General features: G+C 46.3%; 34 protein-coding genes, 1 riboswitch and 1 other annotated feature. Of the genes, 6 read left to right on the forward strand and 28 right to left on the reverse strand.

Annotated elements, in window-relative coordinates:
* Positions 1–132: 132 nt before the first annotated feature.
* The 6 genes from queF to BLV22_RS09900 form a co-directional block, all read right to left on the reverse strand.
* On the reverse strand, positions 133–624 hold the full coding sequence (queF, locus tag BLV22_RS09875; protein WP_091614610.1) for a preQ(1) synthase: 492 nt from the start codon (positions 622–624) through the stop codon (positions 133–135).
* A gap of 13 nt (positions 625–637) precedes the next feature.
* The gene (queE, locus tag BLV22_RS09880) at positions 638–1,357 is read right to left on the reverse strand and encodes a 7-carboxy-7-deazaguanine synthase QueE (protein ID WP_091614612.1); all 720 of its coding nucleotides are present in this window, start codon (positions 1,355–1,357) and stop codon (positions 638–640) included.
* The gene (queD, locus tag BLV22_RS09885) at positions 1,358–1,798 is read right to left on the reverse strand and encodes a 6-carboxytetrahydropterin synthase QueD (protein WP_091614615.1); all 441 of its coding nucleotides are present in this window, start codon (positions 1,796–1,798) and stop codon (positions 1,358–1,360) included. It lies immediately after the preceding gene.
* Entirely contained in the window at positions 1,795–2,466 is a 672-nt protein-coding gene (queC, locus tag BLV22_RS09890; protein ID WP_091614618.1) for a 7-cyano-7-deazaguanine synthase QueC, read from the reverse strand. Before queC ends, queD begins: the two co-directional genes overlap by 4 nt.
* Positions 2,467–2,633: 167 nt before the next feature.
* A complete protein-coding gene (dcd, locus tag BLV22_RS09895; RefSeq protein WP_022793200.1) occupies positions 2,634–3,170 on the reverse strand; it encodes a dCTP deaminase in 537 nt (178 codons plus the stop codon).
* Positions 3,171–3,325: 155 nt separating this feature from the next.
* Positions 3,326–3,832: an IDEAL domain-containing protein gene (locus BLV22_RS09900; RefSeq protein WP_091614621.1), complete on the reverse strand. Its 507-nt coding sequence runs from the start codon at positions 3,830–3,832 to the stop codon at positions 3,326–3,328.
* Positions 3,833–3,964: 132 nt separating this feature from the next.
* Here BLV22_RS09900 and BLV22_RS09905 point away from each other — a divergent pair, with 132 nt between their 5' ends.
* Together BLV22_RS09905 and BLV22_RS09910 are read left to right on the forward strand one after the other, a co-directional pair.
* The gene (locus BLV22_RS09905; protein ID WP_091614623.1) at positions 3,965–4,357 is read left to right on the forward strand and encodes a YhjD family protein; all 393 of its coding nucleotides are present in this window, start codon (positions 3,965–3,967) and stop codon (positions 4,355–4,357) included.
* Positions 4,358–4,436: 79 nt separating this feature from the next.
* Entirely contained in the window at positions 4,437–5,090 is a 654-nt protein-coding gene (locus tag BLV22_RS09910) for a potassium channel family protein (protein WP_091614626.1), read from the forward strand.
* Between the two features lie 126 nt (positions 5,091–5,216).
* Here the strand turns inward: BLV22_RS09910 and BLV22_RS09915 are convergent, their stop codons facing one another.
* Positions 5,217–5,690 carry an RrF2 family transcriptional regulator gene (locus tag BLV22_RS09915; RefSeq protein WP_091614629.1) on the reverse strand — a complete coding sequence of 158 codons (474 nt, stop codon included), beginning with the start codon at positions 5,688–5,690 and terminating at the stop codon, positions 5,217–5,219.
* A gap of 132 nt (positions 5,691–5,822) precedes the next feature.
* Entirely contained in the window at positions 5,823–7,181 is a 1,359-nt protein-coding gene (mgtE, locus tag BLV22_RS09920) for a magnesium transporter (protein ID WP_091614631.1), read from the reverse strand.
* Positions 7,182–7,302: 121 nt separating this feature from the next.
* Positions 7,303–7,470, reverse strand: a riboswitch (M-box (ykoK) riboswitch).
* A gap of 134 nt (positions 7,471–7,604) precedes the next feature.
* On the opposite strand from mgtE, the gene BLV22_RS09925 reads away from it, so the two are divergent.
* Positions 7,605–8,501: an LCP family protein gene (locus BLV22_RS09925; protein ID WP_091614634.1), complete on the forward strand. Its 897-nt coding sequence runs from the start codon at positions 7,605–7,607 to the stop codon at positions 8,499–8,501.
* Between the two features lie 27 nt (positions 8,502–8,528).
* On the opposite strand, the gene BLV22_RS09930 is transcribed toward BLV22_RS09925, so the two are convergent.
* Together BLV22_RS09930 and BLV22_RS09935 are read right to left on the reverse strand one after the other, a co-directional pair.
* On the reverse strand, positions 8,529–9,128 hold the full coding sequence (locus BLV22_RS09930; protein ID WP_176967736.1) for a CPBP family glutamic-type intramembrane protease: 600 nt from the start codon (positions 9,126–9,128) through the stop codon (positions 8,529–8,531).
* Positions 9,129–9,199: 71 nt separating this feature from the next.
* Complete coding sequence (locus BLV22_RS09935) at positions 9,200–9,838, reverse strand: SDR family oxidoreductase (protein WP_091614639.1); 639 nt, start codon at positions 9,836–9,838, stop codon at positions 9,200–9,202.
* A 124-nt stretch (positions 9,839–9,962) separates the two neighbouring features.
* On the opposite strand from BLV22_RS09935, the gene BLV22_RS09940 reads away from it, so the two are divergent.
* The 3 genes from BLV22_RS09940 to BLV22_RS15060 are packed head-to-tail and all read left to right on the forward strand — an operon-like array spanning position 9,963 to position 10,688.
* Positions 9,963–10,187 carry a DUF1659 domain-containing protein gene (locus tag BLV22_RS09940; protein WP_091614642.1) on the forward strand — a complete coding sequence of 75 codons (225 nt, stop codon included), beginning with the start codon at positions 9,963–9,965 and terminating at the stop codon, positions 10,185–10,187.
* A gap of 36 nt (positions 10,188–10,223) precedes the next feature.
* Entirely contained in the window at positions 10,224–10,445 is a 222-nt protein-coding gene (locus tag BLV22_RS09945; protein ID WP_091614645.1) for a DUF2922 domain-containing protein, read from the forward strand.
* Between the two features lie 54 nt (positions 10,446–10,499).
* Positions 10,500–10,688, forward strand: coding sequence for a hypothetical protein (locus tag BLV22_RS15060; RefSeq protein ID WP_091614647.1), 189 nt, complete (start codon positions 10,500–10,502; stop codon positions 10,686–10,688).
* A 29-nt stretch (positions 10,689–10,717) separates the two neighbouring features.
* Here BLV22_RS15060 and BLV22_RS09955 read toward each other — a convergent pair whose 3' ends face one another.
* The 18 genes from BLV22_RS09955 to mreC all read right to left on the reverse strand — a co-directional run bounded on the left by BLV22_RS09955 (position 10,718) and on the right by mreC (position 26,353).
* Positions 10,718–11,899, reverse strand: coding sequence for an FtsW/RodA/SpoVE family cell cycle protein (locus BLV22_RS09955; protein ID WP_091614650.1), 1,182 nt, complete (start codon positions 11,897–11,899; stop codon positions 10,718–10,720).
* Between the two features lie 192 nt (positions 11,900–12,091).
* The gene (locus tag BLV22_RS09960) at positions 12,092–12,544 is read right to left on the reverse strand and encodes a chemotaxis protein CheW (protein ID WP_091614652.1); all 453 of its coding nucleotides are present in this window, start codon (positions 12,542–12,544) and stop codon (positions 12,092–12,094) included.
* A gap of 12 nt (positions 12,545–12,556) precedes the next feature.
* Positions 12,557–14,527, reverse strand: a complete 1,971-nt coding sequence (locus BLV22_RS09965; protein WP_091614655.1) for a chemotaxis protein CheA — start codon at positions 14,525–14,527, stop codon at positions 12,557–12,559.
* Positions 14,528–14,738: 211 nt separating this feature from the next.
* On the reverse strand, positions 14,739–15,395 hold the full coding sequence (gene phoU / locus BLV22_RS09970) for a phosphate signaling complex protein PhoU (protein WP_176967737.1): 657 nt from the start codon (positions 15,393–15,395) through the stop codon (positions 14,739–14,741).
* 22 nt (positions 15,396–15,417) lie between these two features.
* Complete coding sequence (pstB, locus tag BLV22_RS09975) at positions 15,418–16,191, reverse strand: phosphate ABC transporter ATP-binding protein PstB (RefSeq protein WP_245724073.1); 774 nt, start codon at positions 16,189–16,191, stop codon at positions 15,418–15,420.
* Positions 16,192–16,264: 73 nt separating this feature from the next.
* Positions 16,265–17,164 (reverse strand): phosphate ABC transporter permease PstA, encoded by a 900-nt coding sequence (gene pstA / locus BLV22_RS09980; RefSeq protein ID WP_091614663.1) that lies wholly within the window; start codon positions 17,162–17,164, stop codon positions 16,265–16,267.
* The gene (pstC, locus tag BLV22_RS09985; protein ID WP_091614666.1) at positions 17,165–18,115 is read right to left on the reverse strand and encodes a phosphate ABC transporter permease subunit PstC; all 951 of its coding nucleotides are present in this window, start codon (positions 18,113–18,115) and stop codon (positions 17,165–17,167) included.
* Between the two features lie 85 nt (positions 18,116–18,200).
* Entirely contained in the window at positions 18,201–19,196 is a 996-nt protein-coding gene (locus tag BLV22_RS09990) for a phosphate ABC transporter substrate-binding protein PstS family protein (protein ID WP_245724068.1), read from the reverse strand.
* 184 nt (positions 19,197–19,380) lie between these two features.
* A complete protein-coding gene (locus tag BLV22_RS09995; protein ID WP_091614668.1) occupies positions 19,381–20,121 on the reverse strand; it encodes an MBL fold metallo-hydrolase in 741 nt (246 codons plus the stop codon).
* 66 nt (positions 20,122–20,187) lie between these two features.
* Positions 20,188–20,472: a 50S ribosomal protein L27 gene (gene rpmA, locus BLV22_RS10000; RefSeq protein ID WP_091614670.1), complete on the reverse strand. Its 285-nt coding sequence runs from the start codon at positions 20,470–20,472 to the stop codon at positions 20,188–20,190.
* Between the two features lie 6 nt (positions 20,473–20,478).
* Positions 20,479–20,817, reverse strand: coding sequence for a ribosomal-processing cysteine protease Prp (locus tag BLV22_RS10005; RefSeq protein ID WP_091614673.1), 339 nt, complete (start codon positions 20,815–20,817; stop codon positions 20,479–20,481).
* Between the two features lie 2 nt (positions 20,818–20,819).
* A complete protein-coding gene (rplU, locus tag BLV22_RS10010) occupies positions 20,820–21,128 on the reverse strand; it encodes a 50S ribosomal protein L21 (RefSeq protein WP_022793176.1) in 309 nt (102 codons plus the stop codon).
* Positions 21,129–21,139: 11 nt separating this feature from the next.
* Positions 21,140–21,212: a sequence feature (ribosomal protein L21 leader region), on the reverse strand.
* A 38-nt stretch (positions 21,213–21,250) separates the two neighbouring features.
* Positions 21,251–22,765 carry an Rne/Rng family ribonuclease gene (locus BLV22_RS10015; RefSeq protein ID WP_091614675.1) on the reverse strand — a complete coding sequence of 505 codons (1,515 nt, stop codon included), beginning with the start codon at positions 22,763–22,765 and terminating at the stop codon, positions 21,251–21,253.
* A 67-nt stretch (positions 22,766–22,832) separates the two neighbouring features.
* The gene (locus BLV22_RS15065; RefSeq protein WP_022793174.1) at positions 22,833–23,006 is read right to left on the reverse strand and encodes a hypothetical protein; all 174 of its coding nucleotides are present in this window, start codon (positions 23,004–23,006) and stop codon (positions 22,833–22,835) included.
* A gap of 204 nt (positions 23,007–23,210) precedes the next feature.
* Entirely contained in the window at positions 23,211–24,008 is a 798-nt protein-coding gene (gene minD / locus BLV22_RS10020) for a septum site-determining protein MinD (RefSeq protein WP_091614678.1), read from the reverse strand.
* Positions 24,009–24,087: 79 nt separating this feature from the next.
* Positions 24,088–24,780 carry a septum site-determining protein MinC gene (minC, locus tag BLV22_RS10025; RefSeq protein ID WP_091614681.1) on the reverse strand — a complete coding sequence of 231 codons (693 nt, stop codon included), beginning with the start codon at positions 24,778–24,780 and terminating at the stop codon, positions 24,088–24,090.
* A 110-nt stretch (positions 24,781–24,890) separates the two neighbouring features.
* Positions 24,891–25,415: a rod shape-determining protein MreD gene (gene mreD / locus BLV22_RS10030; protein WP_091614684.1), complete on the reverse strand. Its 525-nt coding sequence runs from the start codon at positions 25,413–25,415 to the stop codon at positions 24,891–24,893.
* Positions 25,412–26,353 carry a rod shape-determining protein MreC gene (gene mreC / locus BLV22_RS10035; protein ID WP_091614687.1) on the reverse strand — a complete coding sequence of 314 codons (942 nt, stop codon included), beginning with the start codon at positions 26,351–26,353 and terminating at the stop codon, positions 25,412–25,414. Before mreC ends, mreD begins: the two co-directional genes overlap by 4 nt.
* Positions 26,354–26,369 lie beyond the last annotated feature (16 nt).

A 26,369-nucleotide genomic window follows, 5' to 3' on the forward strand; every position in this document is an offset into this window, starting at 1 on the left:
GTGCCCGTCCCTCCCGTTTTCACAAATTTTCACAATTTCTTAGTTCTCTACCCCTCTTCTTATTTACTTCAAACCTTTGGCCCTCTTGTCCCTTTTCCCCTATAGAAAAAGCCTCTCCCTATCGGGAAAGGCTTAGCGGTTGTCTATCGGCTCAGGATACAAATCATGCTGAAACAGCCGGTTTTCTGCTAACTGCTCGTATTTGCTTCCGGCTCTTCCGTAGTTTACGAATGGATCAATCGAAATACCGCCGCGCGGGGTAAATTTACCCCATATCTCCAGATAACGGGGGTCCATCAACTCTACCAGGTCGTTTACAATCGTATTGATCGAATCTTCATGAAAACCTCCGTGATTTCGGAAGCTGAACAAATACAATTTCAGCGCTTTGCTTTCCACCATTTTTTCGTCCGGGATGTAGCTGATATACAGCGTGCCAAAATCCGGCTGCCCTGTTTTCGGACAGAGGGTCGTAAACTCCGGACAGTTAAATTTCACGAAGTAATCCCGGTATGGGTGGGTGTTTTCAAATACTTCAAGCAGAGAAGGATCATATTCAAATGTATACGCCGTTTTCTCGCTTCCCAGCTGATCTAATTGTTCAATATCTTCTCTTTCCGGCATGTCTTTTTCCTCCTTATACCCCTTGTTTGTTCCCCCAGAGAAGCGTGTGCAGCTGCGGCAGAACCCGCACCCCGTTTAAACGCTCTTCCTGCAGGACTTTTTCTGTAAGCCATTCGTATTTTGCAAGCAGATGATCTCTCAGTTTCTCTACCTGCGGCGTTACGGTATCGTCATTTCCCACCTGCAGGTACATTGTTACGGCAGGATAACGCTCATGTACTTCCATCGCGTAATTCAGATCGCTTTCATCAAAAACGACTACCTTCAGACTGACTTCTTTTTCTTTGCGCGGACGCAGTTCTTCCATATAATAATCCAGCCTGGACCAATCCGTTTTCATCAGCGAACTCGGCGGCTTCGGGGAAACTGTTACCTCATCGATTTCCTTCACCCAGTCATTCCAGATCGAGCCCTGCGTCTCAATCGCTGTTTCGATACCCTGCTCCTGCAAAAGCGCTACAAGTTCTCCAAGACCGGGATGCATAGCCGGGTTGCCTCCGGAAATCGTGACATGGTTAAAGCTTCTGCCCCCGGCTTCTTTTAATTTTTCATAAATAGCTTCCGCACTCATCGCTACAGCTTTTTGTGATCCATCCCATGTAAAGGCGGAATCACACCAGGAGCACCGGTAGTCACAGCCGCCGGTGCGTACAAACATTGTTTTCCGCCCAATAACCATGCCTTCGCCCTGGATGGTCGGACCGAATATTTCCAGTACAGGTGTTGGTTTCATTTAGGCAAAGTCCCCCTCTTTGGGCCGGAACACCGCATAGCTTGTCGGAGTCTCCCTGACGAGTACCTGCAGGCATTTAGGTTTATTCGACGTTTCATCGAGCTTCTGCTGCACTGTTTTCCAGATCACCTGTGCGACTACTTCCGTCGTCGGATAAGCAGCCTCGGTTTCTTCACTGGCAAACTCCGGATGATCATTCAGCAGAGTGTGGTCATAGCGTTTATGGATCCACTTTTTCAAAACGGTAAAATCAATTAAAAACCCGTTCCGGTTCAATTCATCGCCAACAACTGTGACGTTGATTGTATAGGTGTGTCCATGAACCCGGCGGCACTTTCCCGCATCTTCCGAAGGAATATAGTGTGCCGCACTTAAATGCATATCCTTGTTTAATTCGTACCGGTAGTTGTGCGGCCACTGTGGATAATACGAATAAATCATAATTCTTTCCTTTCTTTTTGTTCCATATATTGCTCGTAGCCTGCACGGCGCAGTTTACAGGCTGGGCATTCCCCGCAGCCGTCCCCCGGTATGCCGTGATAACAGGTGAGCGTTTCATCTTTCACATATTCAAGCCTTCCGAGTCGGTCGGCAAGCTCCCAGGTTTCTTTTTTATCGAGCCACATTAAAGGTGTATGCAGCACAAACTCTTTTCCAATAGCCAGATTTAGTGACACATTCAATGATTTCACAAATACATCCCGGCAGTCCGGGTATCCGCTGTAATCCGTCTCACATACACCTGTCACTATGTGTTTTGCCTTTTTCTGTGAAGCAAGAATCGTGGCAAAGGAAAAGAACAACAGATTCCTCCCCTCTACAAACGTAGAAGGAAGCTCCCCGTCTTCTCCTGCCTCCACTTCAATATCATCGCGAGTCAGCGCGTTCGGTGCCAGCTGGCTTAAAAGCCCCATATCCAGCACATGATGCTCAATATTTATATCCTCAGCAATTCGTTTGGCTACTTCTATTTCTTCATCGTGCCGCTGTCCGTAAGAAAAAGTTACGGCAATAACCTCTTCAAATTGTTCCAGTGCCCAGAACAAACAAGTAGTACTGTCCTGGCCTCCACTAAAAACAACGACCGCTTTATCATTTTGAAAACCCAATTGTTATTCCTTCTTTCCACCAAAACATTTCACAGCGCTCCCATTATAACATCTTTTTCCGCCTGTGCCTCTGCTCACGCTTACCTCGAAAAAACCCGTGAACAGTAAAGGTCACGAGTCTTTTGAATCGTTATTTTTCATTTCAACTATGTATGGGCCACGCAGTTTTATTCATTTTCTTGATCCAAAAAGGCGTGACTTCCCATGGCATTGCGCTGCCCCTGGTATTTGCCCGCATAAGGGACGCCGGCTTTTTGATCCATCTCCGCAAAAACGAGTTGTGCGAGCCGCCTTCCAGACGTTAAACGAATAGGCAGCCGGTTGGCGTTATAAAGCTCAAGCGTAATTTCTCCTTCAAATCCCGGGTCCACCCAGCCGGCATTTTGAATAAAGAGACCCATTCGCCCGATAGAGCTTCTTCCTTCCACAAAGGCGGTAATATGCTGGGGGAGTCTGATGTATTCCTTTGTGGTCGCAAGCAGAAACGAATGCGGGGGAATAATCACCTGATCGCTTTCAAATTCGACATACTTAGCGGGCCGGTCCAGTTGAATGGACTCGATAGCGTTCTCGTCGATTTTTAGAAAGTGAGTACCCAGACGGATGTCCACCGATGCCGGCTGGATCTGATGGTCCTCTAATGGATCGATACTAAGATCGCCCTGTTCCATCATTGAGCGGATTGTTTGGTCGGAAAGTATCACCAGCTCTTCCTCCTTCGCGTTTCTTTTCTTTCCCAGTATAAAGAACAATAAGGAAAAACGCCAACACCGCGAAGACCGGAGATTATTTTTACAGATTTATTATGACATGAAAAAGCACCCCTCAGGCGGAACCCAAGGGGTGCTTGTATAAACCTTTATTCAAATTCCAGCTCTAATTTATAGCCTTGTTCGAATAATACTTTGCCGTCTTTGTATTCGCTCATCAATTCTTTATAAGCTTCTGTCCATTCCTTAAAAGCTTTTTCATCATGCATATCCAGGGAGTCATCAATTTTGCGCAGAAGCCGCTCTCTGTTAAATTCAAACACAGCGTACTCCATCATCATTTGAGCATATAGAGACTGAAGAATCTGCCTTGAAGGTCTTCTTCCATTTTGAATTGGTTTCACTTTTTTCATAAAATGCTGCTCATGAGTTGGATGTAACATATTCGTCGAACCCCCTGTTCTTATTGCAGCACCCACCGGGCGCTGATCTTTTTTGAAGCGGGCGACGCGCGCATGGCCTCCCAATGCCTCTCTATTGATTGCCAGTAACTTTTGTGTGTACTGCACTATACCCACCTTTAACGCCAGTAAAACTAATTGTCCGACAACTCCGGGAAGAATAAAAAAATAATGTATCCGCTTACATAATTTCATTATAGACCATTTCCTGCAAAAATTCGAGTTATACAATTGAAAAAATTCAGCGTAAACGAAAAATTTTGTTGAAAAAAGGGAACGTATATTCGTATAATGGATTTAATCATATAACGGAAGGAGAGAACAGAAATGGTGATGACCGAGAAAGAGCATATCGTTATCCATTATGCTGTCCTCCTTCCTATCGTGAAAAAAGTACTGGCACTCGATACCCAGGCGCTTAAATCTTCTGGCGTACGTCTGCAGGGACCCTATGAACGCTTATTTCAACAGGCTTTCGATGCTCTTCAGTACGACCTCTATCAGCTGCGACTCTACATGCAAAAAAAGAATATGCAGATCGTTTTTGAAGAAAATGATGGTGTTTTCACGCATTACGTGTACTATTATAACAGCGGCTCGGGGCGTACCTCCCATTTAAATGCCAATTTAAAAAAGCAGACAGAGCGCTGTCTTCATCTTTATTTCTCCGGCCGTTCCGCTTTAACAGATGACGATGTCCTGCATCCGGCTTCTGTTTGACAAATCATGGCGGCGGCGGTACATTAACGGTACAATTACAGGAAAATGACCCCAAGCTTCGGAAAAAGGAGAAAGCCGTGTGAAAAAACAATTTGCCATTATCGGTCTCGGGCGGTTCGGTGTCAGCGTCAGTACAGAATTGTACAAGCTCGGTCATGACGTGCTGGCCATTGACAACAATGAAGAAAAACTCGACGACATTACCAATCATTCTACGTACAGTGCCGTCGCCGATGGTACAGATGAGAAAGAGCTAAGAAACCTGGGGATTACAAATTTTGATCACGTGATTGTCGCTATTGGTGATGATCTCCAGGCAAGCATTTTGTGCACTCTCTTACTAAAGGAGATGGATATCCCTTCGGTCTGGGTAAAAGCACAGAATTTTCACCACCATAAAGTTCTCGATAAAATCGGAGCAGATAAGATTATCCACCCGGAGCATGACATGGGTAACCGTATTGCCCAACATCTCGTTTCCGACCGTGTCATCGACTATATTGAACTCTCCGCAGAGTATTCCATTATAGAAATTACCGTCCCGGCGTCCATGCATAAAAAAACCCTGGCCCAACTTGACATCCGGGCCAAATTTGGCGTTACCATTCTGGGCATCCGCCGCGGCAAAGAGGTTAATATATCTCCAACAGCCCAGGACCGCCTATACAAAGAAGACGTGCTTATTGCTATCGGCCACAATAACGACCTGCGGCGGTTTGAAGAGACAAACTAACCTTTAGATTATGAAAAGAAGCAGCATCCCCATATCAACAGGGCTGCTGCTTTATTATGTATAATTGGTTTCCTGGATGATTAACGAATGTCACCGTGACCGGGGCAAGCACGATGATATCTTTTCTTAAGAAAAAGAAATCGGCGGCTGATTTTTTGCCGTTGAAGCTGCAAACAGGCCATGAAGCATTTCCTTGTTCGCTGTGATGTCTTTGACCGTATACTTATCGAGCACCGACAAATACGCTTTCAGAGCCTCTCCCAAAACACCCTGGAGTCGGCATCTGCCTGCTAAAATGCACTGGTTCGATTCCGGATCAAAGCATTCCACAAGCGTCAGATTATCTTCTGTCTGCCTTACAAGCCAGCCAATGTTGATTTCCTCCGGTTCTTTGGCCAAACGAATTCCTCCGTTCCTGCCTTTCACCGTGTGAATGACGCCAAGCTTCGACAGCTCATGCCCAACCTTAGTCAGATGGTTGTACGAAATGGAGTATGCAGTCGATATTTGCTTAATACTATGCAGAGACTCGTCTTCATCATGAGCGGCCAGGTACATTACCATCCGTAATGCATAATCCGTATAGGTTGTTAACTGCAAAGCCCTCGCTCCTTTTCATCCAGGATAGTGATAGTTTATCACACCCTGTAAATGTTAATCTAATTAACTGCCCACAAAAAAAGAAGAGACAACGTCTCCTCCTTTCACTATTCTTTTTAGAAAAAACCGTCCTTAAATGCTCTGGATAAGCGACGAAGCTACCGTGAAATAAATCAGCAGGCTGATAATATCAGTGAGCGTTGTAATGAACGGTCCTGAAGCAATGGCAGGGTCGAGCTTCAGTTTGTTGATTACAAGCGGCACAAGCGTACCGATAACACTCGCCATCCCAAGTGAAATCATGATGGAAAAGCCGACAATTACTCCTATCAGGGGCTCGCCGTAAAAAAGATACAATAAGATCGTAATCACAATGCCTGAGGCTACCCCAATCATGATGCCTGTGGAAAATTCCCGGCTGATCGTACGCCACAGCCCTTTTCGTTCAATGTTTCCCGTTGCAAGCGCACGTACGGATACAGCAAGCGACTGCGTGCCCGTGTTTCCGGCCGATCCCATAATCATCGGGATAAACGCTGCAAGCAGAACGACACTTTCGAGGGTACTTTCAAACCAGCCGATTACCTGGGCTGTAAACAGTCCTAAAAACATCAGCAGAATAATCCAGGGAGCACGGAGTCTCGCTGCTTTAAATGCATTTACGCTCACATCTGTGGAACCACGGGACCCGGAGATTTCTCCAATGTCTTCCGACGCTTCTTCTGCAAGCACATCGAGTGCATCATCCACGGTTACAATTCCCGCGAGCCTTCCTTCACTGTCTATAACAGGCGTTGCCAGAAAATCATACTTCTGTATCAGCTGGGCGACCTCTTCCTGATCATCCTCTACATGGACAGACACGACCCGGCTGCTCATTACCTCAGAAACAGTACGGTCTGAGTCCGCTACAATCAAGTCGCGGATCGAAGCAACACCAGCCAGTTTCTCCTCTTCATCCACTACGTACAGATAATAGATCGTTTCTGCGTCCGGGCCCTCCCGCCGGAGGTGATCAATCACTTCATCGATTGTATCCGTTGCTTTGATAGAAACAAATTCTTTTGTCATGATGGCCCCGGCCGTTTTATCTTCATAGGCCAAAAGCTCCCGGACGTCGTTGGCGTCCTCCTGATCCATTGCCTGCAGAATATGTGTCATCTGCCTCGGCTCAAGCTCTCCCAGAAAGTCGGCAACATCATCTGCATACATATTGTTGTATACTTCAGCAGCATACTGATCGTTCAGCTGCAGGGCTACTTCTTTTTGCACTTCGGGTTCAAAGCTGTCAAATACTTCAGCGAATTCTTCCGGAGACAAAAACTCGTAAACCACTGCCCGTTCTTCATCAAGCTCCAGAAAAACTTCTGCCTGATCCGCAGGGTGCAAATCCAAAAATAATTCACGAAACGCTTCCATGCGCTCCTGCTGCAGAGACTTCGCTATTAATTCCACGAACTCTTCCCGTGCCTGTTCGTTTAATTTCTCCATCCTTTTTCCTCCTCTCCAGGCCAGGCAGCTGTACTTCTTCCGCCTGACACTTATTTCAAACAAAAAACGCCTTCCACCGTTGGGAAGACGTGCATAATCAGCCAGTCATCGTATATGCCCGTTCTGTTCCCTTTCGTCGAGCTTTAGCACTGCATAGCGTAGGAATGTATTATCCAGCTTCATTAGAAAACACCTTAATTCGATGGATTCTGTTGACCCATTGGCGTCTTTAGACATTTTTGGGCAGAAGCTTATATCTACACAGGAGCCTCACCTAACGAGATTATAAATAGCAGTAACGTTGAATATAACGTTACGCTCTTTGTTTGTCAACGCAGGGAGCACCCTTTTCTACTGGATATATTCCCTTTTCTGCCGATATAAAAATAGAGATTTTGACTTTTACAGACAGGATGTCCAACTATGCGAAACGTATACTTGTTTTTTATGATCACTTTCCTGCTCACATGCTTCTTATCTCTCGGCGGTCTCTTTTACTATTATTACACTATCACTGCCGGCCAAAAAGAGAAAATCACCCTGGAAACCGCTCCCGAGGATTCTTCTACTGTTTCCGGACCACAGATTATTCTGATAGCGGGTACAGATAAAGAAGAAACAGCTTCCCGCGCTGATGTAATTATGATTATCTCTATCCATTCCGGTAACGAATCCACGCTGCTGTTTAATATTCCAAGAGATACTAAGGTCTCCATTCCAGGAAGAGACGGTACGGATAAAATAAATCATGCCTACAGATATGCAGGGATGCCTTTACTAAAGAAAACAGCGGAAGAGTTTCTCGACACCCCCATCGATTTTACCGTAGAAGCTGATATGAAAGGATTCCGGGAGGTGGTTGATGCTTACGGCGGGGTTACAGTGCAAAACGATTTGGAATTCGTCAAGGACGAAGGAGACCCTTTCACCTACACGAAGGGAAATCTCCAATTAAATGGCGATCAGGCCTTATACTACGTCCGTATGCGCAAGCAGGACCCGAGGGGGGACCTGGGACGGAATCTCCGCCAGCAGCAGGTCCTCGAAGCGCTGCTTGAAAAAGCAAAGAGTCCGGCGACTCTTCAAAAAGCGGAAGAACTGCTTTACGCCCTCGGTGACCACATACACATGGATATGACTTTCCGGGATATCCGCAGCTTTTCTTATCACTATACGCCTGCCCTCACCCAGATCCAGACGACTGAAATTCAGGGAGTTTCTGCTGAAGAGAATGGGATAAGCTATTATCTCGTCTCTTCGGAAGAGCAAGGGAAAGCACAGCTCCGCCTGGATCGTCACCAGGCCGGCAAAAGCTACTGACGTTTCTGGTCCTCCGGCTCAGAATTTTTATTCCTCAACGGCTTCACTTCGTTTCCAAATAAGAAAGGAAACCGCATTGTATCCGGCATGGGCAGCCGCAGCTCCCCACAGCGTTCCCTGCCATAAAAGCAGGCCGCCGAGCAGAAGGCCCAGGGCAAAAATCCACGCATGAATCAGCTGTTGGCCGGCGTATTGAGGCACATGCACCAGCATGAAAATAAATGAAGTAACGCATAAAGCAAAGATATCCGGCAGTACAAGCACCAGTGTTCCGAGCACTGCTGCCCGAAACAATATTTCTTCTGACACCGCCGCTCCGGCTGTTACGGCCCAAAAGCTCCCCCGTCGGCGGATCAGTTCTTTTAAGAGATCAGTATATGTATTGTCCGGCACGGAAAACCACTGCTTTTTGTATGCCCCCCAGGTGAAAAACCCTGCCGCTATTCCCGTGCAGGCTCCGGTGAAACTATCGGCAGCAGCCGTATTAAAGGGAAACAGGCTGCTTATGTACATTAAAGTCTCCCCCTGAAACACAGCAGCAATGATAACAATACCAACTGCAAACAGCAGGAAAAAGTTTAACCATAGGGCTCCTCCAGAAATCCGGGGGCCTGAACTGTTCATCATGGCTGCTCTCCCTCCTACGGTCATTATGTAAAAACAGCCGGCTGTGCAGGGCCGGCTGTTTGCTTTCCTTCTTATAATTCGTTGAGTGCTGCAATAATTTCCTGGTCGCCGCTGATCAGATCAAACTTTTTGCGGATAGTACCAGGCGTGTCCAGAGATGCTGCGATTACTTTTGCCACATCGGCACGTGGAATTTCGCCTTTTTCATTCAGTTTTTGTTTTAACTGTACGGTTCCGCTCGGGTCATCGTTTGTGAGCACTCCCGGCCGTACAATGGTGTAGTCAAGGCCGCTTTCTTCAAGGTAGTCATCGGCTACGCGTTTAGCAATAAAGTAATGACGCATTTTTTCCGGACCGTTCTCCGGCTCATCCGTATTCATCGAACTTACCTGGATGAAGCGTTTCACCCCGTGGGCCTTGGAGGCTTCTACCGATTTTCTCGAACCCCACAAGTCAATAATGGTGGTTTTATCCGGTCCTGTATGGCCGCCTGACCCAGCAGCAAAGACGGCTGCATCTTTGCCGGCAAACGCATCGGAAATATCTCCTTCCAGATCACGGACTAGCGTTTCGTCCGCTCCAAGGCTCTTCAGTTCTTCTGATTGTTCTTCTTTTCTAATTAACGCCGTTACATGGTGATCCGTTTCCTTCAATTCCTCCACCAGGTGGCGTGCAATTTTTCCGTTTGCCCCAATTACAAGTACGTTCATTGTAAATCCTCCTTCGATTAACATTCCATGGTGATATTCCCATAACCTCCATAAAATAAACACAGCCCCCCTCCCCCCTTTTGCTTCGGCCCGTCAATATATACGGTGAAAGGAGGTGAGACACATGGCTCAACTAACAAAAACCGATCTTTCTTTTGAGTTTTATTTAGGCCCCGGCGAAGACGGCAGCGGCGAATACAAGCGAAAAACATTCCGCAACATAAACCCTGAAATTTCAGACGATGACCTGCAGGAAATCGCGGATGGTATTGCTGCTCTCCAGCCTCACGTCGTGCAAAGCGTACAGCGCAACAATGAGTACAACATGCAGGCCCCGGCCCCGTTGTAAAACCGGAAGTGATTTTAAGCACAGGAGGTGAAGATGATGAGCAAACAACTGCAGCTGCGTTTTGAAAGTGATTTCGGCAAAGCTACTACTCTTTCTATCGAAGAGCCGGCAGAACCGGTGGATGAAATGGCAGTAGAGGCCTTAATGGACACCATTATTGCTAAGGAAGCCGTTTTCACAAGTGATGGCATTGTCACTAAAAAAGTGTACGCAAGAGTCGTAGAACGAAACGTAGACACTATCTGGGAAACCAATTAATCCGATGCCCTCAGCCTCTTCGGCTGGGGGATTCTTTATAAAGGAGGATTTTTCATGGAGGAATGGATACAGCTGGCCGGAGACCAGGGAGCGGCTGTCGCACTTGCCTTTTTTCTTGTTTACCGGATGGAGCGGAAATTGGATACGCTCATCTGGACCGTGCAAAGGCAGAGCGAACAGCTTTTCTCATCTTCGAGAAACGCTAAACCACCAAAGAATTCCATGCATATCAAGAAACCATAAACAAAAGCCAGCCGGAATCCGGCTGGCTTTTACTGGTTTTTGTGGTGGGCAAAGAAATAATTTTTTGAATGATAGCGCACACTCATTACGATGCCTAAAATAAACATGGTCCCGACGAGCGAGCTTCCTCCGTAACTGAGAAGCGGAAGCGTAAAACCGGTGACCGGAAGAAGACCAAGGCTTTGCCCGATATTTTGAAATACCTGAAAAGCAAACAATCCAATAACACCCGCACAAATGTATTTGCCGTATGCGTTATGCGACCGCATGCTGATCAGAAGAATCTGGTACAGCAGCACAAAATAAAGTGTAATAACCATAGCTCCGCCCAGAAAACCGTGCACAGAGCCGACAACAGCAAAAATGAAATCCGTGTGGGCTTCCGGAATATACACCTGATCCCCGTCGTTGCCAAACAACCTTCCGGAACCGATAGCCGTCAATGCTCTTGCTGTTTGAAAACCAGCGTCCTGATTTTCAAACGGGTTCAGCCATCCCTGGATTCTGCTCACCTGATAAGGATCCATATTGGAAAATACAAACCGCTCCATCAAATTAGGAAACTGGAAAAAAGAAATGACAAATCCAAGTATTGCTAAAAGCGGGCCACCGATAGCTACTGCCAATATTTTATAGGAAATACCCGAGACCACTAAAAGAGAAACGAAAATAGCTCCTACGAGCATGACACTCCCCATGTCCGGCTGTGTGGCCAGAAGCAGAATGACGGGAAGGGTCGGCAGAAACATTTTCCCTATAAGTATAAAATCAGAGCGCATGTTTTTGCTTCCACTGTACTCTGTATGGTGATTATAAATGATGGCGCTGAGCGTCAAAATCAGAAAAATTCTCATAAATTCTGCCGGCTGAAACTGGCCGAGACCCGGTATTACATACCATGACTGCGCCCCATTAATCACTGGAGCAATGCTTGCCGGAGCGACCAACAGGCCTGCTAAAAGAGCCAGTCCAAAAGCATATAAAAACCAGTGAAGTACCAGATAATACTCAAAATCAAAATGTAGAACCACCATCATAATGGCAAAAGCCAGGACGAAAAAAATAATCTGCTGAATCATAAAATTGCCTTCGTATTGTCCGAGCTGCTGAGCCTGAAAAATATAGAAACAGCTGACTACTGCGAACAAAAACAATACAAACATCATATTGATATCATACTGTTTTTCTTCGGTCGATTGATGTAAACTCATGGAAGCATGTCCCCATTATATAAAATTTCGAACGCACGCTGCCTGGCGTCGCTGTTAACATCATACCTTGTTCTATCTGCGGCGTACAGTCCTGTGACTATATTTCCCCTGTCCGTTTCCTTCTTTAATTTACGTTTCACTCATAACAAAAAGGACTCTTTCTCCTATAGTAAAGGAGAACAGCCCCGGGAATCAAACAGACGCCGTTTCCAGAGATTCGGCTACTGCGTGAACATTTAAAAGAGTAAATATGCGGCTTTCTTTCTTGATCACGTTTTTTAAATACATCTGTTCTTCTTTCGACGCCGCCTGAGGAGGCGCCACGACTTCACTTTCAAACACGTCCATCACATCGTTTGCTGCGTCAACTATAAGACCGGCATGATTGCCTTCAAGAGCTAAAATTAAAATCCGGGTTTCTTCTGTATAAGGAACTTCTTCATAGGAGAGCCTTTTTCGAAGATCTATGATCGGGATAATGACGCCCCGCAAATTAATGACGCCGCGTATACTTTTTTCAGCATTTGGTATACGGATGAAATTCTGCATCCGTTCAATCGACTGGACATGATTTACTTCAACCCCGTATTCTTCGGCCTCCAATCGGAATATAATGACTTTTTTCACAGCATTTTCTTCCGTCATAATACTTCCTCCTTACAATAGAGCATTTGTCTCTACAATTAATGCTACATTACCATCTCCAAGAATCGTCGCTCCTGATATGGCGCGTACGTCCCGCAGGTAATGGCCGAGTGATTTCAATACGACATCCTGCTGGCCAATAAAACTGTCGACAACCAGAGCGGCCATCTTTTCTCCTTTATGCACGACTACGACAGAGTAATTTTCACGGTCCCACTCCCGCTCCACCGGGACTTCAAATACATCCTCCAAAAACATCACCGGAATAATATTTCCGCGAAAATCGATCATTTTCCGCTTGTGCACATAAAAAATGCTGCTGCTCTTAATACTTGCTGTCTCTACGATAGAAGTAAGCGGCAGTCCGTAATGATCTTCACCTACATCAACAAGCATCACATCAATAATCGACAGGGTCAGGGGAAGCTGAATACTGAACCTGGTTCCTCTTCCTTTTTCAGAATGCACGCTGATGACGCCGCCAAGTGATTCAAACGTATTCTTTACTACGTCCAGACCAACCCCGCGTCCTGACAGATCAGTCACTTCATCAACGGTGCTGAAGCCTGCTGAAAAAATGAATTGATGAACGTCGTAATCCGTAAGCGTATCAGCATCTTCGGCAGCTATTACTTCATTTTCCACGGCCTTTTTGAGCACACGTTCACGGTCGATTCCGCCGCCGTCATCCTCAATTTCAATATACACATGATTGCCGCTGTGATAAGCACGCAGCTCGACATGACCCTCTTCCGGCTTGCCGTCCCGCTTTCTCTTTTCCGGCATTTCAATTCCATGGTCGATCGAATTTCGTATAAGGTGAACGAGCGGATCGCCGATTTCATCGATAATAGAACGATCAAGTTCTGTCTCTGCACCAATGACTTCAAGCCCGATTTTTTTACCAAGATCTCTCGACAGGCTGCGCACCATTTTCGGGAAACGACTGAATACCTGATCGACCGGGACCATCCGCATATGTAAAATAATTTCCTGCAGGCTCCCGGTTGTCCGTGACATTCTTTCGACTGTTTCTGTCAACTCACTGCTTCGTATTTCCCCGGATATACGCTCGAGGCGTCCCCGGTCGATAACCAGCTCTTCAAAAAGGTTCATCAATTTATCCAGCCGGTCGATATTGACCCGGATGGTTTTGTTCGTTTCTGTACGCTTACGATCCGGCGAGCTGACTTCTTTTGCATCCGGAGACGGTGCTTTTTCCAAACTTTCCTGGTTGTCTGTGGTCGTCGTTATTTCAATTACCTCTGCCACCACTGTTTCGATTTCCGAAATAGAAGCCACCCGGTTGATCAGCTCTTCTTTTGCAGCGGTTGTTACTACTGCTGCGGTAAATTCGTTATTAAATCGCTCCGCTTCAATATCTGAAGCTTCCGGCACTGATTTAATAACGTGACCGTCTGCTTCAAGAGCTTCAAATACCATATAGGCACGTGCTGCTTTTAACATGGCGTTTTCCTCAAGGGTGACTTGCACCGCATATGCCTGCATGCCGCTTTCCACGGACTGTGCGATCACTGCCCGGTCGTATTCATTCCAATCCATATTGATACTGGTCTTTTCTTTTGTTTCCTGCTCTGCCTCAGGCCGCGTGCTTTGGCCAAGCAGCTTTGCCGTAATAGCCTGTATATCCTTTTTCCCCTCACCGCCGGAAGCAATATCCTCTACAATCTCTTCGGCAACATCTGCTGCTTCAAGCAGTACATCCATTGTTTCCGTATCTGCGAGTTTCGTTTTTTCACGCATTTGGTCGAGAACATTTTCGAGGGCGTGCGTAACATTCGTTAAATCCTCATATCCCATCGTTCCGGCCATGCCTTTCATGGTATGGGCCGAACGAAAAATTTCCCCAATGATCGTTTCATCCTCCGGCTGCTTTTCGAGTTCCAGCAGATGAACGTTAATCGCCTGAATGTGCTCCTGGCTTTCTTCAATAAACATATCCAAATATTCTGTATGGCTCATGCCCGTACCTCCGCCTTTTGAACTCAATACTAATTGATAGTGCACTGTCGCTTCTTCTCTTTTTATATCGACAGGCGGGAGCAGGTATTTGAGATAACATCCGGTTAAATTTTTTCTTTTAGGGAGTTCATTCAATTGACTGCGTGTCTGCAAAAGGACTTAGGAAAGTATAAAAAGTCCCCACCCTCAGGTGGAGACCTCCTGTACATGTTTAGTTTAAATCAAAATGATGTCCGTTTACTTCATAGACAACCCATTCTGCCAGATTAGTCGTATGGTCTGCGAACCGCTCGATATATCGGCCGATGAAAGACAGCTGAGTAATATCTTCCAGCAGCACTTCATCAGCATTTTGCCGAAGCTGTTTCTGGATAAACAATTTGTATTTACTGTCCACATGATCGTCTAACGAAGCAACACGCTGGGCATGCATCAATTCCTGATTTTCATATGCTTCCATCGCCTGGTCAAACATCTGCTTGGCGATTTCCGCCATATCAATTAACTGGTCGATATCCTCGCGGCTTCTATTTTCACTCAGCCTAGATGAAGCTTTTGCAATATCCACCGCGATATCTGCCATCCGCTCGAGGTCACTAGCCATTTTTAAAGCCACGATACACCGGCGCAGGTCTGTAGCCACCGGCTGCTGCTTGGCAATAGTCAGTGTTGCAGCATCCATGATTTTAAGCTCCATGGAATTAATATTTTTATCATCGGTAACAATCTCCCGGGCTAGTGACTGATTATCGTTGGTTTTTAACGCGAGCAGTGATTGGTCGAAAGCATACTTTACATATTTGCCCATGTTGAGTATTTCCTGCTTTAAATACGTCAAATCCTGCTCGTACGCCTTTCGAACGCCCATTATCCCGCCTCTTTCTTCCGGATCAGCCGAACCTGCCGGAAATATAATCTTCCGTTTCTTTTTTCGCCGGCGAAGAAAAGATTTTATCTGTTTGATCATATTCTACAATAACACCGTTCAAAAAGAAGGCAGTATTATCTGAAATACGGGCTGCCTGCTGCATATTGTGGGTAACAATGACGATCGTGTAGTCTTTTTTCAGCTCCTGGATCAGTTCTTCAATCTTCAGCGTAGAAATTGGATCCAGTGCAGAAGTAGGCTCATCCATTAAAATGATGTCAGGTTCAATTGCCAGGCAGCGGGCGATACAAAGACGCTGCTGCTGGCCGCCGGAAAGTCCGAAAGCATTTTCTTTCAGCCGGTCTTTTGTTTCGTCCCAGATAGCCGCTTTTTTCAGGCTTTTTTCCACGATTTCATCAAGCGTCTTTTTATCTTTGATGCCATGAATTTTCGGACCGTATATTACATTTTCATAAATTGATTTGGGAAATGGGTTCGGATTTTGAAACACCATTCCTACTTTAGTACGAAGGTACTCGACACTAAAATCCTTTGCAAAAATCTCGTTTTCCCGATACTTGATGGAACCATTCGTCTTTACAATCGGATTCATTTCAGTCATCCGGTTTAAGGTTTTAATAAATGTTGATTTCCCGCAGCCCGAAGGACCGATAATGGCTGTTACAGACTTTTCCGGAATCTCCATCGAAATATCCTGAAGCGCGTGATTATCAGCGTACCAGAGGTTCAACTGCTCTACGTTATAGGCAAGCGGCGCTTTTTCCTCTGTATTCATGGTTTTATTTCCTTCTCCTGAACGGTTTTCATGCTTAGTTTGCATCTGGCTTCCCCTTTCTTTGGTACCTATATTAAAAACGTTTTTGGAATTTAGTCCGGATGAATACGGCAATTGAGTTCATGAAAAAGAGCATCAGCAGTATGATAATAATTCCTGCCGCCGCAATGTTTTGAAATTCCTCCTGTGGACGTCCGGTCCAGTCATAAATCTGAACTGGCATCGCAGTAAAGTTTGAAAACAGATCTGACGGTGTGGAAGCAACATATGTCAGTGCACCAATTACCAGGATTGGGGCTGTCTCACCAATCGCCCGCGAGAGTGCCAAAATAGTACCTGTCAGTATTCCCGGAAGAGATGTAGGAATAACAATTCTGAAGATTGTCTGCCATTTAGTTGCTCCCATCGCGTAGGAGGCCTGTTTAACGTCTGTCGGAACCGCATTAATAGCCTCCCTGGAGGCGACAACGATAATAGGAAGAACAAGCAGGGACAGCGTCAGTCCCCCTGCCAAAACGCTCGCTCCCAAACCCAGGAGACGGTTGAAAATCGTAAGCCCCAAAAGCCCGAACACAACAGACGGGACACCGGCAAGATTGGAAATGTTCGTTTGAAGCAGCTTGGTAAATCTGTTTACAGGAGCGTATTCCTCCATATAAACAGCGGTGCCAACGCCTAAAACAAAAGAAAGCGGTGCTGCTACAACCATCAGCCAAATTGTCCCTGCCAGCGCAGCCAGCATTCCTGCGTCTTCAGCGTTTCTTGAAGCAAAGTTTACGATAAGGTCCCAGCTTAAAAAACCAATTCCTTGAGTGAGTATTCGTATGAGCAATACGATAAGCATCAGTATGCTAAAAGCCATCGCTCCGAAACAAATGCCTTTAAACGCCTTATTCCAAATATGCCTTTTGCTCAGCCGCTGAGTATTTTCTTCGTATCTTTCATTAGATACTGTTGTATCTGCAAATTTCATTTAGTAATCCTCCCGGAATCGTCGAGAAATGTAATGAGCCAACAGGTTCATCGCCAGAGTAAATACAAACAATGTCATACCGACAGCATAAATACTGTAATAGATCGGCGTTCCAAAACCAGCGTCTCCTTTAACTACCTGCACAATGTACGCTGTCATTGTCTGCACCGCCCCTGTCGGGTCGATTCCCATGCCCGGGCTGGCACCACCTGCCACTGACACGATCATTGTCTCCCCGATCGCACGTGAAATGCCAAGGACGAAGGAGGCAATGACGCCCGATAAAGCTGCCGGCAAAACTACTTTCACGGTTACTTCCATACGCGTGGCTCCTAAAGCGAAAGCCCCTTCCCGGATCGAATTGGGCACCGAACTCATCGCATCCTCTGAAAGGCTCGCAATCATTGGAATAATCATTACGCCTATTATAATCCCTGGGCTCAATGCGTTGAAAACGTCCAACCCGGGTATAACAGCCCTTAGAATCGGTGTCACAAAAGTAAGAGCAAAAAAACCATAAACAATAGTTGGAATACCAGCCAATACTTCTAAAACTGGTTTAACAGTTTTGCGGACTTTTTCTGACGCATACTCACTCAAATAAATGGCGGCACCCAGTCCGAACGGAATGGCTACCATCATGGCAATACCGGCGACCAATAACGTGCCATTGACTAACGGCCAGATACCGTACTGCGGCTCCGAAAAGAATGGATACCATTCAGTGGAAGCAAAAAAATCAGCAAACGGCACACCACGGAAAAAGGTCACTGTTTCAAACAATAACGTAAACACAATACCCAAAGTCGTTAATATCGAAATAATTGCACACAATAAAAAGACGGCCGGCATCAGCTTTTCCATAAAGCTCGAAGAACCGGAGCCCTTTGTTTTCTGCTCGATCCTTTCACTGATCGAAAGCTTTGAACGATCTTCCATTTTGCTGCACATCCCCTTAACAGATGATTTCTTTCAGGCAAGTACAAAAGCAAGGAAGTCAAAGCTTCCTCGCTTTTTGCCCTTTACTGCCTTTGATTTACTCTCCAGCTGCTTCATCAATTTTTTCTTCGTTTTCTTCATATACACTGTCCGGTGCTGCTGCATAGCCTACTTCTTCTGCCAGTTCCCCGGCATTTTCATTGGCAAAGCGCACATATTCTTCTACATCTTCATCATCTTCTACAGAAGAATTTTTGAAATAAGTGAACAATGGACGCGCCAGTGGATACGATTCATCATTGATCGTTTCAGGTGAAGGCTCTACAGCTTCTTCATCATCATCTGTAACTGGTACAGCTTTTAAGTCGTCTTCGTTTTCACTGTAGTAGGAATATCCAAAGAACCCAAGAGCGCTCTCGCTTCCCGCTACACCATTGACGAGAGTATTGTCATCTTCGGACGTTGAAGCGTTCCGGGTGAGGTCAGCGCCGCCAAGTACATTTTCTACAAAGTAATCATGCGTACCGGAATCAGTACCCGGAGCATAAAGATCCAGCTCTTCGTCCGGCCATTCTTCGTTAATATCGGACCAGGTTTCTGCATCACTGTCATCGGAGTAAATCTGCTCAAGTTGATCATAAGTCAATTGATCAACAAAATCATTTTCCGGATTTACCGCCACAGTGATGCCATCGTAAGCCATTGTCAGTTCAGTGTATTCGATCTCTTCTTCTTCAAGAGCCTCTTGCTCTTCTTCAGAAATTTCCCGTGAGGCGTTGTTAAGGTCTGTTTCGCCTTCAATGAAACGTTCAAAACCGCCACCGGAACCGGATACTCCCACCGGTGCTTCTATATCTTCATTTTCTTTCTGGAATTCTTCTGATACAGCTTCCATAATTGGAAAGACTGTAGAGGAGCCGTCAATAGCGATGTCTCCGGATCCGCCTTCCTGGCCGGAGCTTTCTTCTCCGCTGCCTTCACCGCCGGAGCTTTCTTCCGAACCACCTGGTTCTTCTCCCCCACCGCCACATGCGGATGCAAATACTGCCATTGAGGCTAATGTTGGAACCATCCATACTGTTTTAAGTTTCAAATCAACTTCCTCCTCTTTGTTTATGTAATCATGGCAAAGCAACTCTTTTTGCTCCCAATGCTTAGTATAGGACTTAATTGTTAAGAGAAAATAGTTTGATTGTTAAGAATATGTAAAGGCACATGCGGTACCGCTTTCATTTGAACACAAAAAAATCATTTCCCGGAAGAAATGATTAACTGCCTCAGCTGATATTTATTTTAAGCCCTCCTGCCGCTAGCTCCACGGGGCCTGAAAATATACTTTCTGCTTCTCTTTTCAGCTGCGTATGGTCTCCGAAATGAGGCAGGTGGGTTAATATTAACTTACCTGCTTCAGCCCTTTTGGCAAGTGCTGCTGCTTCTTCTGAATTCATATGGCCTGCAAACGAGCCGTCCTGGCCAGCATAAAAGCTGGATTCTGCAATAAGCACATCCACATGGGCGGCGGCCTGCTCAAGCTCTGGTAGATATGAGGTGTCTGCGGTAAAAAACAAGCTGCCCCCGGCTGTCTCAATCCGGAAACCGAAGCAGGGCACAGCGTGTTTTACAGCTGTAGGAGTAATGGTAAACGGTCCGGCGGTAAACGGTTCCTCCGCCCGGTATTCTGTCGGCTGTACTGCTTCTTTATAAAACAGGCGCTGAAAGCCTTCTTCATCCTCCCGGTGCGCATAGACCGCTGTCTGGTGCTGCTTTTCCGGCCAAAGGACAGGTTCAAGCAGGCGATAGTACTGAAAAGCTCCGAAATCGCCAACATGGTCCTGGTGGTAATGGGACAGCAGTACGGCGTCGATGCCGCTAAGCTCCGTGTAATGCTGCAGCTGGGAAATCACTCCGCTTCCACAGTCGAGCAGCAGCTGAAAACCATTTTCTTCAAGCAGATAACCGGAAGCTGCCTCCCCTGCTTCCGGAAATGCATGCCAAAAACCAACAATTGTTACCTGCATCTTTCTGGCCCCTTTCAATAAAAAAATCCGTTCAAACAGAAATATCTGTTTGAACGGATGCGAGCCTTACGCTTCTTTTTCATAAACGCTCACGCGTTTACGTTTTTTCCCGACACGCTCAAATTTCACAACACCGTCGATTTTGGAGAAAAGAGTATCATCTCCGCCTTTACCAACATTGTTACCAGGGAAAATTTTCGAACCGCGCTGGCGGACGAGGATAGAACCACCGGTTACGTGCTGGCCATCGGCCCGCTTGGTACCCAAACGCTTCGAAATGGAGTCACGACCGTTTTTTGTACTACCTACCCCTTTTTTCTGAGCAAAGAACTGCAGGTCTAATTTCAACATCAACATTCACCTCCTATGCTCTTCAATTGATATAAATGCACCGTACTGCTCAGCAATGGTCTCCAAAGAGATAATCATGCCCTCTGCCAGAAGCTCCATTTGACGTTTATCCTCTTCGGTGCTTTCTTCCGGAAGCACACAATGAAAATACCCGCCTTCTGTGCCTAAATCCACTACGGGATCTGTATGGCAGAGAGATGCCATCGCATTTACAGCCCCAAAAGATACTGCCGAGGCGCCGGCACATACCAAGTCATAGCCGTAAGGGCCTGACTCAGCATGGCCAGTCATGGTAACAGAACGAATACGTTCTGCCCCGTCACGGCTCACAGTGACCTGTATCATAACTACGCGTCAATGCTGTTGATTGTAACTTTTGTGTAAGGCTGACGATGGCCCTGCTTACGGCGGTAGTTTTTACGTTTCTTAAATTTGAAAACGATGATTTTTTTGTTACGGCCCTGTCTTTCTACTTTGCCTGTAACTTTAGCTCCCTCAACAAAAGGAGAACCAACTTTCACATCGTCGCCTCCGACAAATACTACATTGCCGAACGTCACTTCATCTCCAGCTTCTACGTCTAATTTTTCAACGAAGATAGTCTGGCCTTCTTCTACTTTTAACTGTTTTCCACCAGTTTCAATAATTGCGTACATCTCTGCACCTCCTAATCACTTAGACTCGCCAATACAGGTGCCTTTCCAGGGCTTAAACCTGTGCTTGTGCGGTTGTAGTTTGGGTGCTTCCAAACAACTAACGTTACAAATGATAGCATATATTAAAAACGAAAGTCAATTCCCCGCTGCTTCATTTGAGCTTTTAAAGCCTGATTTCTTTGTTCCGCTACTTCAAGGTCTCCCGCGTAGCGGACAACGATCTCCTGTTCCTTCGGCTCAGAAACGATAAACAAGCGTCCCGGGGCTATTTGCTGAAGGTCATCATACAACGCCCTGCCTTCCCGGACAAGCAGCCGGTCCGGCACTTCCAGCACGATAGCATCTACATCTTCTTCCATCCAGGAGCCGAGCATTCGTTTTGATCTTTCCATCAGTTCTTTCTCCGAGAGTCTCCGCCCTTTGCCGTACTCTGTACCGAAGGGTTCAAGCATATGTTCCTCGAGACTATGTCGGGAACGCTGGCGGGTCAACTCCACGACGCCGAGATGGGAGAAGCCGGCAACCCGTATTTTCTGCGGATCCTCCGCGGCTTTTTCTTCCAATACCTGCATTAAATGCTGCCGGTCTTTTTCTTCGTGCATCCGTATAAAGTCAATCATCACCATACCGGAAAGATTTCTTACACGCAATTGATGCATCACTTCTGTGGCAGCTTCGAGGTTCGTTTTTACAATCGTGTGCCCGAGATCATGTTTTCCGGTAAACCTTCCCGTATTCACATCAATTGTGATACACATTTCTGTTTTTTCAATCTGTAAAAATCCCCCGCTTTTCAGCCACGCTACAGGCTTTAAGGCACGTTCGAGATCGACTTCCACATTTTCTTTCGAGAAAATATTTTCCGGTTGCTCAAAAAGCACAAATTCCGGACGCTTTTCGGGGTCCCATCCGCTGAATTGTGCTTTGGCTGTCTCCACCGCTTCTCTTGTATCCACAGCGACTCTTTTCACGTATTCCAAAGGCGCATTTGCCAGGCATTTGGTTAAAAAATGCTCCTCCTGCGATACCTTTCCCGGCGAAGACAGCTCTTCTCCCCGAAGAACCATATCCTGCCACAGGCTCTGCAACTGGGAGACTTCCTTTTTTACCACATCCAGGGGCTGTACCGTTCCCTCCGTACGCACAATCAGCCCGTCTCCATTCAACGGCAGCGCTTTTTCCTGTTCGAGCCATTCTTCCTTTACTGCTCCCTCCACCTTTTGTGAAATGAACAATCCCGGTTCATCCGGAAGATACACGCAGTATTTTCCCGGCAGTGACAAATTTTCTTTAAGCTTGGCACCTTTCTTGGCCGTTTCTTCCTTCACGACCTGAACAAATAAATATTCACCCTTTTTGATAAAATCTTTAATGCCCCGCTGCTTTTTTTCGGCAAGCGGCTCTTTCATCAGCCGGTACGCCATAATATTGTCCCGGTGCAGATACCCTTTTTTTCCTTTCCCGATCTCAATAAATGCAGCATCCATGCCCGGCAGCACATCCACTACTCTTCCTTTATAAATATCTCCGGCTGCTGTGTCGTCCATTGCCGACTCGAAAAAGAATTCTGTCACTCTTCCATTATGTTTCAGGGCTGCTCTTGCTTCCCCGGCTTTCATATTTGCAATTAATTCCATCGAACGTTCCTCCAGTGGCGCATTTCTTTCCAAAAGGAAAAAACTGCCACATGATGGTGGCAGTCATTCAGTTAGACTTATTTTCTTCTCTGACCTTCGCCTTTTCATGAAGCAGGGCGATCTGCGTTGTAAGCCGCTTTAATTCCTGTTCGGAAGCTGCTTCCTGCATTTGTTTATTTAAAAGGGCCAGTTTTTGGCGTTCTTCATCGGAAAGATAAGGGTGCTTTTCTATAACAGTCATCAGTGATTCCTCCTTCGCACATTCGGATAGAAACTCGAAGCCTTTCATTCTGCAAAAACCTTTGTAAGAAAGACAGGCGATTCGGGAATCAGCTCCAAAACAGCATGCCCTTTCACTGTTATTATACCACGCGGGTCTTAAAGAAAACAAAATTGACTCAGCTGCATAAAAAGGACAGGAAGCATACTTCCCGTCCTCAGCCTGCTATGATTTTATTCCGAATAAACTTTTCATCTTGGAGAAAAAACTTTTCTTTTCTTCTACTGCCATAAGCGGCACCGATTCCCCGAGCAGCCGGCGGGCGATATTACGATACCCAAGCGAAGCTCTGCTGTTTGGGTTCATCGCAATCGGTTCTCCTTTATGTGCTGCTTTTAACACATGCTCTTCATCTACGATCATGCCAAGCAGATCCACTGCAAGTGTAGCTACGACATCTTCCACATCCAGTACGTTGCCTTCCCGGGAAAGATCGCTCCTCACACGGTTCACTACCAGCTTAGGCGGTTCAATGTCTTCGTTTTCCAGCAAACCGATGATCCGGTCGGCGTCTCTCACAGCAGCCGTATCCGGAGTGGTAACAACGATCGCTTTGTCCGCGCCGGAAACAGCGTTTTTGAACCCCTGCTCAATACCGGCCGGGCAATCGATAAGAATAAAATCGTATTCCGGACGGAGCGTCTCCACGATTTCCTGCATTTGTTCCGGATTCACTGCAGATTTGTCCTTCGTCTGTGCTGCCGGCAGCAAATGCAGGCAGTCGAACCTCTTATCCCGGATTAATGCCTGCTGCACCTTGCAGCGTCCTTCCGCAGCGTCCACCAGATCGTAAATGATCCGGTTTTCCAGACCCATAACGACATCGAGATTCCGAAGTCCGATATCTGTATCAATCAAACATACTTTTTGTCCCTGCAGTGCAAGTGCTGTACCGATGTTGGCAGAAGTCGTGGTTTTCCCGACTCCGCCTTTACCGGATGTAATTACTATTGCCTCTCCCACCAACGGTTCCTCCTTTCAGACCTTACGTGCTTCTCATTCCGGCTAACGGTGTCCGGAAGCTGTTTTCGGCCTGACATGCTTATGTATATGAGACCGAGCGTAAATAATGCCCGAGCATTTTTGTTTCCTCAAATGCAATTGCCTTGTATTCTTCTCCGGTGACATACGCGTACCCCGGCCCTTCAATCGCAGGCTTCTGCTCCTGCTTTTCATGCTTTTCCGGCGCGTAGAAATACGTATCCGAGATAGAAATTTGTTTAGGAATCATCACAGAGGCACATACCACAGCATGACTTTCTCCTTCTGTTCCGGCTCTGGCTATCCCTTTTAATGCGCCGATAACGTAGATGTTACCCGTTGCTTCCACTACTCCGCCGGGATTGACATCGCCGATAATAAGGATATCGCCTGTTTTGCGGAGCACCTGCCCAGAACGCACAATCTGTGTGACAGACGTTACTGTTGCTTTTTCAATTACCTCTTGTGCTTCACCTTTTGTCATCACGTTCGAATGAACTTCATGCACCCGTACTGAACCCGTTTTGTTCAAAACTTCTGTAATTTCTTCTTCGTGACTTTTACTCAAATAACGGTTCCCGGCGTCCACACGGACTTCCACTTGCGGTCCGTTTTCAAACAAACGCTGCTCCCGTTCAATCTTCTTCTTCAATTCCTCAAGAAGTTCATGAAAAGAGCACTGATCATTTAATACAATGGTTAATCCTTCTTTAGTACCTTTAATCGTTACATAATTTCCATTGTTATTCGTCATATTTTCACCCCTGAACCCTTAAGCGCTCTCCATTCTTAGTAAATGTCGTTCTTTCCATTATACGGTTTCATTTCACAGGAATAAACAGCAAACCACTTCTTTTTTTAAAATTATCGCTGCCTGATTTTTTCCTGGTCTTCAATCCATTCAAAAATACGGCGGAAAGGAACAAGCAGCAGTAAAGCAGCAGCCCCGTTAATAAGCCACGAAGCAATCATCCGCTTCACTAAAAATTCTCCGAAAGAAAGTTCGGCAATACCTAACAAAAAATAAATAAAATAGATCAACAGTTCAAATACGAAAAGCGCACAGAATATGATAAGCCACTGCCATCCATAGCTGTTTCGGATCACTGGCAGAGAGTAGGAACTCACGTACGCAATGAAGCCGAAGCAGAATGTATAAACACCAAGAATCTGCGTGTAGGTGAAATCATAGAGAAAACCAACGAAAATACCCGCCCATACTCCTGCGACCGGACCACGGTATATGCTGGTCAAAACTACTCCAATAAGCGCAAATCTCGGCATCCACACCCATCCACTTTCATTTTCCTGAGGAAAGAGGATTTCAAACCATGTTCCTTCGATAAGAAATAAACAAAAGACCGATACGGGGATAAGGAAGCGTGTCATGAGCCCCCGCCGCCTTCTTCACCGACCGGATCCACGGCTTCTTCCTCTTCATTCTCCTGCTCCTGGTCTTCTTCAAGCGAAGGAAATTCTTCACTCAGATCTTCAATGTTCCGGTCCAGAACGTTCACGTACGTTAAATCACTGAAGTCTGCCGCTGGTTCAATAAGGGCATTATACGTTAAACCATATTCATCCGGTTCTATGCTCTCTACTTCTCCGATTGGAATACCGCTTGGAAACGCTCCGCCCATCCCTGAGGTAACTACCTGCTGGCCTTCTTCAATTTCTGCATCACTGCGGATTTTCCGGAGCATAAGACCATCCCGGTCTTCATCCCATCCTTCAATGAAAGCGTTGACCGTCTCATCACCGGCAATTACACTGGCGCTGATACGGTTCGTCCGTTCCCCGTCGGATAGTAATTGGACGGTGGAGGAAAATTCAGAAGCCTCAGCCACACGTCCGATAAGGCCTTCATTCGTAACTACGGCCATATCCTGTTCAATACCGTTCTGGGTGCCCTGATTAATACCGATCGTCTGTGTCCAGCGGTCAGGGTTCCGGTAGACGACAAGTGCCCGGCGGCTTTCATAGTCGCTCAGCATTTCCTGCGTATCAGCCGACTCCCGGAGTGTTTCATTTTCCTGGCGGGTGTTTTCAAGCTCTGCCGAAGTGGCAGCGTATTTTTCCAGCTGTTGTTTAAGGGTTTTATTTTCCTCGTATGTATCCAATAAATTTTCCACGGCTTCGAAGCGATTAGCTGCAAAGTGAGCCGGGCGGCTGATGGTCGACTGGAAAACGCCTACAGAGTCTCTTACGAACTCTTCCGGCCACGGCACCGATTCCCGTTCCCTCATGGAAAACCCTACGAGTATAACAAGAAGAATAATGCTTACCATCAAGATGATCAATCGCTTATTGTTAAAAAAGTGCGGCATGGTTCCCCACCTACTC

The organism is Marinococcus luteus (genome assembly GCF_900106595.1).
GTDB classification, from domain to species: Bacteria; Bacillota; Bacilli; order Bacillales; family Marinococcaceae; genus Marinococcus; species Marinococcus luteus.